This window comes from Pseudomonas corni (genome assembly GCF_057128765.1).
In genome coordinates, this window is record NZ_JBSKHW010000011.1 from 143,863 (window position 1) to 156,710 (window position 12,848).

Consider the following 12,848-nt stretch of genomic DNA (forward strand, 5'->3'; position numbering starts at 1 on the left):
CTTTTCCCGCTCGTCGCCTTAATAAAGCTTCAGCCAAAAGAAGCGCTTTCAACGAACACCGTGATCAAAGGCAGCGTGATGAACACAAGCGCCAAAGCTAAAAACGGCATCAGTTGGGCCTGGTTTAACAAGCTGGGCTCACCGAAATGGTTCTACGGCATCAGCGGCCGTCTGTTGCCGTGGCTGAGCATTGCCGCCGCGTTGCTGATCGGCATCGGCGTGGTCTGGGGCCTGGCCTTCGCGCCACCGGATTACCAACAAGGCAACAGCTTTCGCATCATTTATATCCACGTGCCATCAGCCATGCTGGCGCAGTCCTGCTACGTGATGCTGGCGGTCTGCGGCGTGGTCGGTCTGGTCTGGAAGATGAAGATGGCTGATGTCGCGCTGCAATGCGCCGCCCCCATCGGCGCCTGGATGACCGCCGTAGCTTTGGTGACCGGCGCGATCTGGGGCAAACCGACCTGGGGTTCGTGGTGGGTCTGGGATGCGCGCCTCACATCGATGCTGATCCTGCTGTTTCTGTACTTCGGTCTGATCGCCCTGGGCAACGCAATCACCAATCGCGACAGCGCCGCCAAGGCCTGTGCGGTGCTGGCAATCGTCGGCGTGATCAACATCCCGATCATCAAATACTCGGTGGAGTGGTGGAGCACGCTGCATCAGGGTGCAACGTTCAGCCTGACCGAAAAGCCAGCGATGCCTGCTGAAATGTGGCTGCCGCTGCTGTTTACGGTGCTGGGGTTCTACTGCTTCTTCGGCGCCGTGCTGTTGCTGCGCATGCGCCTGGAAGTGCTCAAACGTGAAGCCCGCGCCAGTTGGGTCAAGGATGAAGTCGTCAAAAGCCTGAAAGGACGCGCCTCATGAGTTTCGATTCATTGGGCGATTTCCTCGCCATGGGCAAACACGGTCTGTTCGTCTGGAGCGCTTACGGCATCTGTCTGGCCGTGCTCATCATCAATGTGGCGCTGCCGATAACGGCGCGTCGGCGTTACCTGCAACAAGAGGCGCGTCGTTTGCGCCGGGAGAGCTCCAAGTGAATCCGCTGCGCAAAAAGCGACTGTTGATCATCGTAGCGATTCTCGCCGGTGTCGGCATCGCCGTGACCCTGGCCCTCAGCGCCCTGCAAGAAAACATCAACCTGTTTTATACCCCGACGCAGATCGCCAGCGGCGAAGCGCCCCATGACACGCGGATTCGCGCCGGTGGCATGGTGGAGAAGGGCTCGCTGGAACGTTCCGGCGACTCGCTGGACGTCAAATTCGTGGTCACCGATTTCAATAAATCAGTGACCATCACTTACCGTGGCATCCTTCCGGACCTGTTCCGTGAAGGGCAGGGCATCGTCGCCCTCGGCAAGCTCAACGCAGATGGCGTGGTGGTTGCCGATGAAGTGCTGGCCAAGCACGACGAGAAATACATGCCGCCCGAAGTCACCAAAGCCTTGAAAGACAGCGGCCAACCAGCGCCGGGTTCGTCTTCCATGCCAGCCAAACAGGGTTAAAAACGATGATTCCTGAACTCGGCCATCTGGCCATGATTCTGGCGCTGTGCTTCGCCATCGTGCAGGCCGTCGTGCCCTTGATCGGCGCCTGGCGCGGCGATCGTTTATGGATGAGCCTGGCGCAACCAGCGGCGTGGGGGCAGTTTGCGTTCCTGTTGTTCTCGTTTGGCTGCCTGACCTACTCGTTCATGGTCGATGACTTTTCCGTCGCCTACATCGCCGAAAACTCCAACAGCGCTTTGCCTTGGTACTACAAGTTCAGCGCGGTGTGGGGCGCTCACGAAGGTTCGTTGCTGCTCTGGGCCTTGATTCTCGGTGGCTGGACTTTTGCCGTGTCGATATTTTCCCGGCAGTTGCCGCAAGTGATGCTGGCCCGGGTATTGGCCGTAATGGGCATGATCAGCATCGGTTTTCTGCTGTTCCTGATCCTCACCTCCAACCCGTTCAACCGCATCCTGCCGCAGATTCCACAGAACGGTCGTGACCTCAATCCATTGCTGCAGGATATCGGCCTGATCGTCCACCCGCCGATGCTGTACATGGGCTACGTCGGGTTTTCCGTGGCCTTTGCCTTCGCCATTGCCGCGCTGCTCGGTGGTCGGCTTGACGCGGCGTGGGCACGCTGGTCACGGCCGTGGACCATTGTCGCGTGGGCGTTCCTGGGTATCGGCATCACCTTGGGTTCGTGGTGGGCGTATTACGAACTTGGTTGGGGCGGCTGGTGGTTCTGGGACCCGGTGGAAAACGCCTCGTTCATGCCTTGGCTGGTGGGCACCGCGCTGATTCATTCGCTGGCGGTGACCGAGAAGCGCGGCGTGTTCAAAAGCTGGACCGTGCTGCTGGCAATCGCAGCGTTTTCCCTGAGCCTGCTGGGCACCTTCCTTGTGCGCTCGGGGGTGCTGACGTCGGTGCATGCGTTCGCTTCGGACCCGGCGCGCGGCGTGTTCATTCTGATCTTCCTGCTGATGGTGGTCGGCGGATCGCTGACGCTGTTCGCTATCCGCGCCCCGGTGGTCAAAAGCCACGTCGGCTTCGGCCTGTGGTCGCGAGAAACGCTGCTACTGGGCAACAATCTGGTGTTGGTGGTGGCCGCGTCGATGATTCTGCTCGGCACGCTGTATCCGTTGGCGGTCGATGCCCTGAGCGGGGCGAAGATGTCGGTGGGTCCTCCTTATTTCAATGCGTTGTTCGTGCCGCTGATGGGGCTGTTGATGGCCGTCATGGCCGTGGGCGTGCTGGTGCGCTGGAAAGACACACCGGTCAAATGGCTGCTGGGCATGCTGGCGCCGGTGCTGGTTGGCAGTGCTGTGCTGGGCACAATCGCCGCTTTTGCCATGAGCGATTTTCACTGGGCGGTGCTGGCGGTGTTTATGCTCGCCGCATGGGTGTTGCTGGCCGGTGTGCGTGACTTGCTGGACAAGACCCGACACAAGGGCCTGATCAAAGGCGCGCGCTCGCTGACCCGCAGCTATTGGGGCATGCAATTGGCGCACATCGGCATCGCAGTGCTGGCGCTGGGCGTGGTGCTGTCGAGCCAGAACAGCTCGGAGCGCGACCTGCGTCTGGCCCCTGGCGAGTCCATGGAACTGGGCGGTTACATGTTCGTGTTCGAGGGCGCCCAGCATTATCAGGGCCCGAACTTCACGTCTGATCGCGGGACAATCCGGGTGCTGGAAGACGGCAAGGAAGTCACCGTACTGCACCCGGAAAAACGTTTGTACACAGTGCAGCAATCGATGATGACCGAAGCCGGTATCGACGGCGGTTTCACTCGCGATTTGTACGTCGCACTGGGTGAGCCGCTGGACAACGGCGCCTGGGCGGTGCGGGTGCACGTCAAACCGTTCGTGCGCTGGATCTGGTTCGGCGGACTGATTACCGCGCTGGGCGGTTTGCTGGCAGCGCTGGATAAACGTTATCGGGTCAAGGTGCGCAGCAAGGTGCGTGACGCGCTGGGCATGTCGGGAGCAGCGGTATGAAGCGTTGGGTGTTGTTGATTCCGCTGGCGTTGTTTCTGGGGATGGCGGCGTTTCTGTATCGTGGGATGTATCTGGACCCGACGGAGCTGCCGTCGGCGCTGATCGACAAGCCGTTCCCAGAGTTTTCGCTGCCAGCGGTGCAGAGCGACAAGCTCATTACCCGCGCCGATCTGCTGGGCAAACCGGCGCTGGTCAACGTCTGGGGCACTTGGTGTATTGCCTGTCGCGTGGAGCATCCGGTGCTCAACAAGCTAGCGCAACAGGGCGTGGTGATTGTCGGGATCAACTACAAAGACGTGAATGCCGATGCCTTGAAGTGGCTGAGTGAATTTCACGATCCGTACCAGATGAACATCCGCGATGAAGCCGGCAGCCTGGGGCTGAACCTTGGGGTCTACGGCGCGCCGGAAACCTTCCTGATCGACAGCAAGGGCATCATTCGCTACAAGCACGTCGGCGTGATCGACGAAACCGTCTGGCGCGACAAGCTGGCCGGTCAGTATCAGGGTCTGGTTGATGAGGCCAAGCCATGAAGCGGGTGCTGCCATTTAAGAATCGTGGGAGCGGACCTGTCCGCGAAGAGGCCCGTGAGCCCAAAACATCTATGGGGGGCGGTAGATGGCATTCGCGGACAGGTCCGCTCCCACGGATTTATCGCGTCGTACTTGCGGGCATGTTTGCATTGGTATTTGCGGGCGCAGCCCACGCCGCCATCGATGCCTACACTTTCAAAGATGAGGCTGAGCGCGCGCGATACAGCGAGCTCACCAAAGAGCTTCGCTGCCCCAAATGCCAGAATCAGGACATCGCTGACTCCAACGCGCCTATCGCTGCCGATCTGCGCAAAGAGATCTACCGCATGCTCGGTGAAGGCCAGAGCAATCAGCAGATCATCGATTTCATGGTCAACCGCTATGGCGAGTTCGTGCGTTACAAGCCCGAATTGACCGCGCGCACCTGGCTGTTGTGGTTCGGGCCTGCCGGGTTGCTGCTGGGCGGTATGGTGGTGATCGGCGTGATGGTCAGACGTCGTCGCGCCAAACGCACTACCGAAACCGATGAGCTTTCCGACGAGGAGCGTCAGCGCCTCGCCCACCTGTTGGATAAAAACCACGAATGATTGATTTCTGGCTAGCCGCTGGCCTGCTGTTGCTGGTCGCCTTGGGCTTTCTGCTGATTCCCGTTCTGCGTGGTCGTCGCCTGCAAAGCGAAGAAGACCGCACCGCCCTCAACGTCGCGCTTTATCAAGAACGCGTGGCTGAACTGCAAGGTCAGCAGGAGGAGGGCGTGTTATCCGGCGCGCAAATGGACACCGGTCGTGCTGAAGCTGCCCGTGAATTGCTTTCGGACACCGAAGGCGTGGGCGCCGAGCGTGTTTCGCGCTTGGGCAAACCGTTGCCGCTGCTCGCCGCGTTGCTGGTACCGATATTGGGGTTTGCGCTGTATATGCATTTCGGCGCCAGCGACAAGGTTGAGCTGACGCGGGAGTTTTCCCAGCCACCGGGGTCGCTGGTGGAAATGACCAGTCGTCTTGAGCGTGCTGTGAAGGCGCAGCCCGATTCCGCGGAAGGGATTTATTTCCTCGCGCGGACCTACATGGCCCAGGACCGACCGGCCGATGCCGCTGCAATGTTCGAGCGCGCGGTAAACCTTGCCGGACGTCAACCCGAGCTGCTGGGACAGTGGGCGCAGTCGCTGTATTTTGCCGGGAACAAGCATTGGTCGCCGCAGATTCAGGCGTTGTCCGATGAGGCGTTGAAGCTTGATCCGAAGGAAGTGACCAGCCTTGGACTCAAGGGGATTGCTGCGTTCGAGGGGCAGCGTTATCAGGAGGCGGTGGATTACTGGAAGCGATTGCTGGCGGTGCTACCGGCGGATGATCCTTCGCGTTCGGCCCTTGAAAGCGGTATCGCCAGGGCTGCAGACAAGGTCACGCAGAACGGCGGCAAGCTCACTGAAACGCCAGTGGTCGCAGCCAAAAGCGCCACTCTAAAAGTGCACGTGGCGCTGTCGGACGCACTCAAGGCCAAGGTGCTGCCGACCGACACGGTGTTCGTCTTCGCCCGCGCCGTTTCAGGGCCGCCTGCGCCGTTGGCGGTCAAGCGCGTGACTGTGGCTGATCTGCCGGTGGACGTGGAATTGAGTGACGCCGACGCAATGATGCCGCAGCTGAAACTGTCCAACTTCCCCGAAGTCCAACTGATGGCCCGGGTCTCCCGCGCAGGCCAGCCCACCGCCGGTGAGTGGATCGGTCGCAGTCAACCGCTGCCCAGCAATGTGACTGCCCGTCAGGCTTTGACCATCGATAGCCCCGATAAGTAGCCCTTACAGTTGAGAGTTTCGCTTATGTATCGCGTCGCACGTTTTGCCTTGTTAAGTTTGGTTGTGGCGTTGAGCGCCGCTTGTGCCGTTCAGCGCCCCGGCCCGCAGAGTTCCGAGCCGATTCAGACCATCCCCGGCGGCCCTTCGCCGACCCCGCAACCGGGCACGCCGCGCACCACGCCGAAGCCATCTGCGCCCAAGCCTGCGCCGAAGACCTCTTCACACTTCGCCCCACCACCCGGCGGCAATAGCCATTGGGACGCCAGCCTGGGCGTGCACGTGCTGGATAACGTGCCAAACACCTTCTACCGCCAGCGCACTTATTACCGCTGGAACAACGGCTGGACCTGGGCCACCTCGCCCAGCGGCCCGTGGCAGGAAACAGACTCCAGCGGCGTGCCTCCGGGGTTGACCAAGCAATTCGGTAATTAACGGCGTCCTGTAGGAGCGCGCTTGCCCGCGAACGCATTATGTCAGTCGATGATTTGTCGCTGACACACCGTAATCGCGGGCAAGCGCGCTCCTACAGATTTAGCTGCGCACGCAAAAACCTGTGGGAGCGGACTTGTCCGCGAAGGCACCTGTCCAGGCGATAAAGATGTAGGGTATGCGCCGGCCCCTTCGCGGACAGGTCCGCTCCCACAAGTCAGTGCTACGCAGCACAAACAAAAACGGCGACCTCTTCAGGTCGCCGTTTTTTGGTCATCGGAACTGGTTACTTGCCCGGATAAATCTGGTCGAACACGCCGCCGTCGATGAAGTGGGTCTTCTGCACGGTGCGCCAGTCGCCGAAGGTTTTTTCGACCGAGAGGAAGTCGACTTTCGGGAAACGGTCGGTGTATTTCGCCAGCACGGCCGGGTCACGCGGGCGCAGGTAGTTGGCGGCGGCGATTTCCTGGCCTTCGGGTGACCACAGGTATTTCAGGTAATCCTCGGCCAAGGCGCGGGAGCCTTTCTTGTCGACCACTTTATCCACAACGGTCACCGGTGGCTCGGCTTCGGCGGAGACGCTTGGGTAGACGACTTCGAACTGATCGCGGCCAAACTCGCGAGCAATCATTTCGGCTTCGTTTTCAAACGTGATGAGTACGTCGCCGATCTGGTTGGTCATGAACGTGGTGGTTGCGCCCCGACCGCCGGTGTCCAGCACTGGAACGTGGGCGAACAATTGACCGACAAACTTCTTGGCCGCTGCCTCGTCGCCGCCGTTCTTCAGCGTGTAACCCCACGCCGACAGATAGGTGTAGCGACCGTTGCCCGAGGTTTTCGGGTTAGGCACGATCACTTCCACGCCGTCCTTTACCAGGTCATTCCAGTCTTTCAGCGCTTTCGGATTGCCCTTGCGCACGATGAACACCGTGGCCGAGGTAAAAGGCGCGCTGTTATTCGGCAGGCGCGTCACCCAGTCGTTCGGCACCAGTTGGCCGTTGTCGGCGAGAGCATTGATGTCGGTGGCCATGTTCATGGTGATCACATCAGCCGGGAGACCGTCGATAACCGAACGCGCCTGTTTGCTCGACCCGCCAAAGGACATTTGCACCGCGACCTTTTCCCGATGCTCGGACTCCCAGTGCTTCTGGAACGCGGCGTTGTAGTCTTTGTAGAAATCACGCATCACGTCGTAGGAGACGTTGAGCAAAGTAGGTGCGGCTTGAGCGGCGCTGCCAAAAGCCAGTCCTGCGGCGAGCAGAGAGGCGGCGAAAAGTTTGTTCACTGCAAATTCCTTGTGGTGGTCAGCGTGTTGTTGTTATCGGTACGGGATGGCGAATTGCCCGCGACTATAACCAAAGTCCATCAGGCGTTTAAAGACTAAAAACTCATGTGCTTATGTCCGGTTTGCCATGTTCGCCAGCCGCGATGGCATCGACCTTTGGGAACAGCGCATTGCCGCATCGCGAGCAAAACGCAGCAGCCGGTTCGTGACTGTCTTTGGCGCACACCGGGCAGTCGTGCTGCTGCTGTTTGCCGCGCATGGCGTTGGACAATTCGGCCGTGAAGATCCCGGTCGGCACGGCGATGATCGAATAACCCATGATCATCACCAGCGAGGACAGGATTTGCCCCAGCGGCGTCTTCGGCACGATGTCGCCAAAGCCGACGGTGGTCAGCGTGACAATCGCCCAGTAAATGCCTTTGGGAATGCTCGAAAAACCATGCTCCGGGCCTTCGATGACGTACATCAACGTGCCGAACACCGTGACCAGCGTCGAAACGGTCAGCAGGAACACCGTGATCTTCTGCCGACTGCCGCGCAGGGCCGAGAGTAGGTAATTGGCTTGCTTGAGATACGGGCTGAGCTTGAGCACGCGGAAGATCCGCAGCATCCTCACCACCCGCACGATCAACAGGTACTGCGCATCGGCGTAATAGATCGCCAGCACGCCGGGCAGAATCGCCAGTAGATCGATCAGCCCGTAAAAGCTGAACGCGTACTTCAGGGGCTTTTCCGAGGCATACAAGCGCGCCATGTATTCGAGCGCGAAGATGGCGGTGAAGAACAACTCCAGGTAACTGAAGAACACGCCGAAGTCACGATGGACCGATTCGATGCTGTCGATGACCACCGTGAACAGGCTGCAGAAAATCGTCACCAGCAGAATTTTGTCGAAGCGCCTGCCTGCGGTGGTGTCGCTTTGAAAGACGATGATGCGTAAGCGTTCGCGCCAGCTTGTGTTGCTGTCCATGGGGATTTCCGATTGATAGATCGGGTGAGCCTAGGAGCATTCGGTTCAGGAGCGCAACCGATGATCGATTGCCGATTGGCGCAATAGCCGGCTGCTCGCCTGCACCAGCCAGCAGGCGAGGATGAAAGGCGCGGTGAGTGTCGCCAGTCCGAGCCCTGAAAACCCCGGTTGCAAGAGGATCGCGAGCGTTACGGCAATCGCTGGCAGCCACGGTTTATGGCGCTTGTCACTGAATGCCAGCGCGGCCAGTGCCGGGTTGTAACCGGCAAGCCCGAGCAACGCAGCGCTGGTTTCATGCTGCCAGACGGCGAACGCGATACCGGTGATGCAGCCCAGCGTCGCCCACAGTGCAGCGGCGCGATTGGCGAAAAGCAAGCCTGCGCCAATCAATACGCCCGCCAGCGGATGATCCAGCAGAAACACCTGCCCCAGTCCTTGGGGTAGCGCGTGCAGCAGATCAACGCGCGCGGGCACTGCTGTGGTCGAAAGCGGATCGGCGAACATCAGCAAGAGCCAGCTCAGCAGCACGAACGGCGCGGTGTAAGCCTTGAGGCACGTGGCGCGCGGGGTTCGTTTCAGCCAGGCGTGCATCAGCATTGCGCTCAAACCGCCGCAGGCCATGACCAGCAACGGCAACAGCGGCGACCACGGCAAGCGGTAGCTGATGAGCAGCCCCAGCAGTACACCGTTGTAACTGTAGAGCCCGGCCTGCCGTTCGGCTTTGGGGTATCCCCGTCGTTGGGCGGTGAGCAGCCCGGCGACAGCGCCCAGTAACGCACTGCCCAGCAGCGAAGGTGCGGTGATCAGGATCGCAATTACGCAGAACACGCCACACAACGGACTGCGTTGCAGCAGCACCTGGCTGAAGCCGTTGAGCAGCGACTCTGCCCAGTCAGGGCAGTGGGATGAGGGAACTGGTTTCATGGATATGTATTCAATAATTATAATTATTGTATACATAGTGGCGAAAGCTAAAGCTGGATTCAAGCCTTGCCTGTAGGAGCGAACTTGTTCGCGAAGTGATGTCCTTGCCACACCGCATCAATCCTCGCCAACAAGTTGGCTCCTACAGATGCCGGTTCACACCCGAAACTGCCTCAGCAACCCGTTCAACTGCTCACTCAGCCCTTTCAGATGAACACTCGCCGCAGTGGATTGCTCGGCCGCCAGCGCGGTGCTTTGCGACAGTTGCGCTGCCTGGGTGACGTTTTGATTGATGTCCTCGACCACATGGGACTGCTGCAACGTGGCGCTGGCAATCGACGCATTCAGGCCGTTGAGGTTGCGCAGGGCCTGGCTGATGGATGTCAGGCTCTTGCCTGCCAGATGTGCCTGCTCGATGGTCAGTTGCGAGGCGCGGCTGCTGTCGGCGATCACCTTCACGGCGGCGTCGGAATGGGTCTGCAAGCGTTCGATCATCGTCTGGATTTCGGCGGTGGATTTCTGCGTGCGCTGGGCCAGTAACCGCACCTCGTCCGCCACCACTGCGAACCCTCGTCCCTGATCACCGGCGCGGGCTGCCTCAATGGCCGCGTTCAACGCCAGAAGGTTGGTTTGCTCGGCAATCGAACTGATCACTTCCAGCACCCCGCCGATCTGCGTGCTCTCGCTGGACAAGGTGCGAATCACATCTACGGCCTGATTGATGGTGCCCGACAGGTGATCGATCTGCTTGAGGCTGCTGTCGATGTTGGCCTGGCCTTGCTGGGCCTGGGACTCGGCGTCGCGCATCTCGCTGGCCGCGTGCTCGGCGTTTTTGGCCACGTCCTGCACGCCGTAAGTCACCTCATTGACTGCCGTCGCCACCAGTTCCATCTGTTGCGATTGCTGCTGACTGCGTGCCTGGGCCTGATCAGCATTGCTGCCCAGATCAGCCGACGCCTGACCAAGCCCGACCGCCGACAGCTGCAACTCGGTAATCACCTGGCGCAGCTTGGCCGTGAAGGCATTGAAGTGCCGGGCCAATTGCGTGACCTCGTCATTGCCTTCGGTTTGCAGGCTGCGCGTCAGGTCGCTTTCGCCGCTGGCGATGTTGGCCATGGCCTCGACCGTGGCATTGAGCGGGCGGACGATGCTGCGGGCAATCAGGATCACCAGCAATGCCATGATCACGACAATGCCCAGGCTGATGGACGACGCCTTGATCACCTGTTGCTGGAATTCGGCCTGAACGTCATCTACGTAAACGCCTGAACCGATGATCCAGCCCCACGGCGCAAACAGCGAGATGTATGAGGTTTTCGCGACTGCCTCGCTGGCACCCGGTTTGGGCCAGCGATAATTGACGATCCCGGCACCCTTGGCTTTGGCTAGGGTGACCATTTCGTTAAACACCTGAAAACCGTCCGGGTCCTTGATGGCGGACAAATCCTGGCCCACCAGCTTGGGGTTGGCCGGGTGCATGATCATCACCGGGCGCAGGTCGTTGATCCAGAAATAATCGGTCTGGTTGTAACGCAGGCCACGCAGGGCATCCATCGCCTGCTTCTGCGCCTGTTCAGTGTTCAGCGTGCCGGCAGTTTCCAGACCATGGTAGTAATCGAGCAAGCCGCTGGCGGTCTGTACCACGTGCATGGTCTTCAGCGCTTTGGCGTCGTACAGGTCGTCGTGGACCTGTTTGAGCATGGCCGCTGCCAGGGTAAAGAGCATCAGCACAGCGACGATAAGGATCAGCCATAGCCGCCGACTGATCGAAAGGTTGCGCATATTCATAACCGTCACTCCGTCTGTTTTCTTGTTGTTGTGCCTTGGGCGCGCCCGATGGTGCGTCAGCCGCCTCAAGCCCCTGCGCCATTCGCTCAGTCCTCTACAGGCTCTCGGCGTTGGGTGAATAAACGTGAGGTCGGCGCGAGGCTTTTCTTGCGAAATTCCTGGCAATGGCGGATTTGTCCTACGTGCTTATGAAATTTCAGGGTGAAAACGCTGAGGTATGGCGAAAGGCTTACACGAAGACGAGAGGTTCGCTCTATGGCGCACGCCAGCAAATCGGTAGATTTGGATCCATCAACTGCAGCGACGGAATGACTGCAGGATCAAGGATGATCGACCATGGCCCGGAGGGCTGCCGACAGGATGTTGGGATGGTCTTGGAAAAACCCGCTTCGGCGGGTTTTTTGTTGCCTGCGCAAAACTCCCGCTCGACGCATCTACAGCCGAAAAAACGGACCATCCACCGCTCTGTTGCACGCCTTCCGACCAATTGTTGACGGGAAATGGAATTTCCTGACTTTCTGCTGCTCACAGTACGGACACAACCCGAGTCCAGGACAGGGCCGGCCGGGCAGGCAATGGGAAGAATTTATTGTGGATGCGACGTCAATGGCAGCATTAGAGCAGAACAAAGGACTCATTCTGGTGGTCGAGGACGAGTCGATCATTCGCGATTTCGTGTGTGAAATCCTCGGTGACGAGGGCTTTACCACCTACGCGTTGGAGAGTGCCGACGCTGCTGCGCAGTACCTCGACGAGCACGCAGCCGAGGTGTCGTTGTTGCTGACCGATATCCTCATGCCGGGCAGCATCAATGGCGCCGATCTGGCAAATCTTTCCGGCAACAAGTGGCCGCAGATTCCGATCTTGATCATGTCCGGCCACGAGACGCCCGAGAGTTCGGGCGTCGTCCACGAAGTCACGTTCATCCGCAAACCCTGGAGTTTTGGCCAGTTGCTTGATGGCGTCGACAAAGCCTTGCAGATGCAGAAGATCGTTTAAGCCGCTGGATGGCAGTCAGCGCACTTGCGGTTATTGGTCGGGCTCGCATCCTTTGAGCACCAGACGAATGATCGTTTCCGCCGCCGCTTCATAATCGCTGTCTTCGAGTCTGGCTTTGCCGGTAACGGTGGAAATCTGCCAATCGAAGTCGGCGTAGGTCTGGGTAGCGGCCCAAATGGTGAACATCAGGTGATGAGGGTCAAGCGGCGCAATGAGACCGCTGTCGATCCAGCCCTGAATGCACTCGATGTTATGCCTTGCCTGAGCGTTTAGCTGCTGAACCTGATCGGTCGTCAAATGCGGCGCGCCGTGCATGATTTCACTGGCAAAGACTTTCGAGGCAAAGGGCAGATCCCGTGAAATACGAATCTTCGATCGGATATAGCCGCTTAATACCTGCGCAGGAACGCCGTCGGCGTTGAAGGGCGTCGAGGCCTGCAAAATGGGCTCGATGATGCTCTCCAATACCTCGCGGTACAGGTTTTCCTTGGATTTGAAGTAGTAATAGACGTTGGGCTTGGGCACACCGGCCTTGGCGGCGATGTCGCTGGTCTTGCTGGCGGCGAAACCCTTATCAGCGAACTCTTCACTGGCCGCGCGCAGGATCAGTTCTTTGTTGCGCTCGCGAATGCTGCTCATAGACCGGAT

Annotated in this window: 13 protein-coding genes and 2 pseudogenes; 9 read left to right on the forward strand and 6 right to left on the reverse strand. The window is 59.4% G+C overall.

Annotated features, from left to right (window positions below; translation table 11 throughout):
- Positions 1 to 78: 78 nt before the first annotated feature.
- From ACWKV9_RS17890 to ACWKV9_RS17925, 8 genes are all read left to right on the forward strand, one after another.
- Entirely contained in the window at positions 79 to 867 is a 789-nt protein-coding gene (locus ACWKV9_RS17890) for a heme ABC transporter permease (RefSeq protein WP_483837465.1), read from the forward strand.
- Positions 864 to 1,040 (forward strand): heme exporter protein CcmD, encoded by a 177-nt coding sequence (ccmD, locus tag ACWKV9_RS17895; RefSeq protein ID WP_483837466.1) that lies wholly within the window; start codon positions 864 to 866, stop codon positions 1,038 to 1,040. The genes ACWKV9_RS17890 and ccmD overlap by 4 nt, the downstream gene beginning before the upstream one ends.
- A complete protein-coding gene (ccmE, locus tag ACWKV9_RS17900; RefSeq protein ID WP_483837467.1) occupies positions 1,037 to 1,504 on the forward strand; it encodes a cytochrome c maturation protein CcmE in 468 nt (155 codons plus the stop codon). The genes ccmD and ccmE overlap by 4 nt, the downstream gene beginning before the upstream one ends.
- Positions 1,505 to 1,509: 5 nt before the next feature.
- Positions 1,510 to 3,483 (forward strand): heme lyase CcmF/NrfE family subunit, encoded by a 1,974-nt coding sequence (locus ACWKV9_RS17905; RefSeq protein ID WP_483837468.1) that lies wholly within the window; start codon positions 1,510 to 1,512, stop codon positions 3,481 to 3,483.
- Complete coding sequence (locus tag ACWKV9_RS17910; protein WP_483837469.1) at positions 3,480 to 4,016, forward strand: DsbE family thiol:disulfide interchange protein; 537 nt, start codon at positions 3,480 to 3,482, stop codon at positions 4,014 to 4,016. Before ACWKV9_RS17905 ends, ACWKV9_RS17910 begins: the two co-directional genes overlap by 4 nt.
- A gap of 140 nt (positions 4,017 to 4,156) precedes the next feature.
- Positions 4,157 to 4,603, forward strand: a complete 447-nt coding sequence (locus ACWKV9_RS17915) for a cytochrome c-type biogenesis protein (protein ID WP_483837470.1) — start codon at positions 4,157 to 4,159, stop codon at positions 4,601 to 4,603.
- Positions 4,600 to 5,805, forward strand: a complete 1,206-nt coding sequence (gene ccmI, locus ACWKV9_RS17920; RefSeq protein ID WP_483837471.1) for a c-type cytochrome biogenesis protein CcmI — start codon at positions 4,600 to 4,602, stop codon at positions 5,803 to 5,805. The genes ACWKV9_RS17915 and ccmI overlap by 4 nt, the downstream gene beginning before the upstream one ends.
- A gap of 24 nt (positions 5,806 to 5,829) precedes the next feature.
- The gene (locus tag ACWKV9_RS17925) at positions 5,830 to 6,237 is read left to right on the forward strand and encodes a hypothetical protein (protein WP_483837472.1); all 408 of its coding nucleotides are present in this window, start codon (positions 5,830 to 5,832) and stop codon (positions 6,235 to 6,237) included.
- A 283-nt stretch (positions 6,238 to 6,520) separates the two neighbouring features.
- Here the strand turns inward: ACWKV9_RS17925 and ACWKV9_RS17930 are convergent, their stop codons facing one another.
- The 5 genes and pseudogenes from ACWKV9_RS17930 to ACWKV9_RS17950 form a co-directional block, all read right to left on the reverse strand.
- Positions 6,521 to 7,519, reverse strand: coding sequence for a sulfate ABC transporter substrate-binding protein (locus ACWKV9_RS17930; RefSeq protein WP_483837473.1), 999 nt, complete (start codon positions 7,517 to 7,519; stop codon positions 6,521 to 6,523).
- Positions 7,520 to 7,622: 103 nt separating this feature from the next.
- Positions 7,623 to 8,489, reverse strand: coding sequence for an ion transporter (locus ACWKV9_RS17935; RefSeq protein ID WP_483837474.1), 867 nt, complete (start codon positions 8,487 to 8,489; stop codon positions 7,623 to 7,625).
- A gap of 26 nt (positions 8,490 to 8,515) precedes the next feature.
- Positions 8,516 to 9,413 (reverse strand): annotated as a pseudogene (locus ACWKV9_RS17940) (urea transporter); the annotation flags it as partial.
- Positions 9,414 to 9,569: 156 nt separating this feature from the next.
- Positions 9,570 to 10,304, reverse strand: coding sequence for a methyl-accepting chemotaxis protein (locus ACWKV9_RS17945; protein ID WP_483837544.1), 735 nt, complete (start codon positions 10,302 to 10,304; stop codon positions 9,570 to 9,572).
- 120 nt (positions 10,305 to 10,424) lie between these two features.
- Positions 10,425 to 11,201, reverse strand: a pseudogene (locus ACWKV9_RS17950) (cache domain-containing protein); the annotation flags it as partial.
- A gap of 606 nt (positions 11,202 to 11,807) precedes the next feature.
- Here ACWKV9_RS17950 and ACWKV9_RS17955 point away from each other — a divergent pair.
- On the forward strand, positions 11,808 to 12,200 hold the full coding sequence (locus ACWKV9_RS17955; protein WP_483837475.1) for a response regulator: 393 nt from the start codon (positions 11,808 to 11,810) through the stop codon (positions 12,198 to 12,200).
- A gap of 30 nt (positions 12,201 to 12,230) precedes the next feature.
- Here the strand turns inward: ACWKV9_RS17955 and ACWKV9_RS17960 are convergent, their stop codons facing one another.
- Positions 12,231 to 12,839 carry a TetR/AcrR family transcriptional regulator gene (locus ACWKV9_RS17960; RefSeq protein WP_483837476.1) on the reverse strand — a complete coding sequence of 203 codons (609 nt, stop codon included), beginning with the start codon at positions 12,837 to 12,839 and terminating at the stop codon, positions 12,231 to 12,233.
- Positions 12,840 to 12,848: the final 9 nt, after the last annotated feature.

Excerpts from the sequence above, each read along its gene's own strand:
- ACWKV9_RS17890 (WP_483837465.1), top strand. The coding sequence starts at position 79 with ATGAACACAAGCGCCAAAGCTAAAAACGGCATCAGTTGGGCCTGGTTT.
- ACWKV9_RS17905 (WP_483837468.1), top strand. The coding sequence starts at position 1,510 with ATGATTCCTGAACTCGGCCATCTGGCCATGATTCTGGCGCTGTGCTTC.
- ccmD (WP_483837466.1), top strand. The coding sequence starts at position 864 with ATGAGTTTCGATTCATTGGGCGATTTCCTCGCCATGGGCAAACACGGT.
- ACWKV9_RS17910 (WP_483837469.1), top strand. The coding sequence starts at position 3,480 with ATGAAGCGTTGGGTGTTGTTGATTCCGCTGGCGTTGTTTCTGGGGATG.
- ccmI (WP_483837471.1), top strand. The coding sequence starts at position 4,600 with ATGATTGATTTCTGGCTAGCCGCTGGCCTGCTGTTGCTGGTCGCCTTG.
- ACWKV9_RS17915 (WP_483837470.1), top strand. The coding sequence starts at position 4,157 with ATGTTTGCATTGGTATTTGCGGGCGCAGCCCACGCCGCCATCGATGCC.
- ACWKV9_RS17955 (WP_483837475.1), top strand. The coding sequence starts at position 11,808 with ATGGCAGCATTAGAGCAGAACAAAGGACTCATTCTGGTGGTCGAGGAC.
- ACWKV9_RS17960 (WP_483837476.1), bottom strand. The coding sequence starts at position 12,839 with ATGAGCAGCATTCGCGAGCGCAACAAAGAACTGATCCTGCGCGCGGCC.
- ACWKV9_RS17945 (WP_483837544.1), bottom strand. The coding sequence starts at position 10,304 with ATGGAACTGGTGGCGACGGCAGTCAATGAGGTGACTTACGGCGTGCAG.
- ACWKV9_RS17935 (WP_483837474.1), bottom strand. The coding sequence starts at position 8,489 with ATGGACAGCAACACAAGCTGGCGCGAACGCTTACGCATCATCGTCTTT.
- ACWKV9_RS17925 (WP_483837472.1), top strand. The coding sequence starts at position 5,830 with ATGTATCGCGTCGCACGTTTTGCCTTGTTAAGTTTGGTTGTGGCGTTG.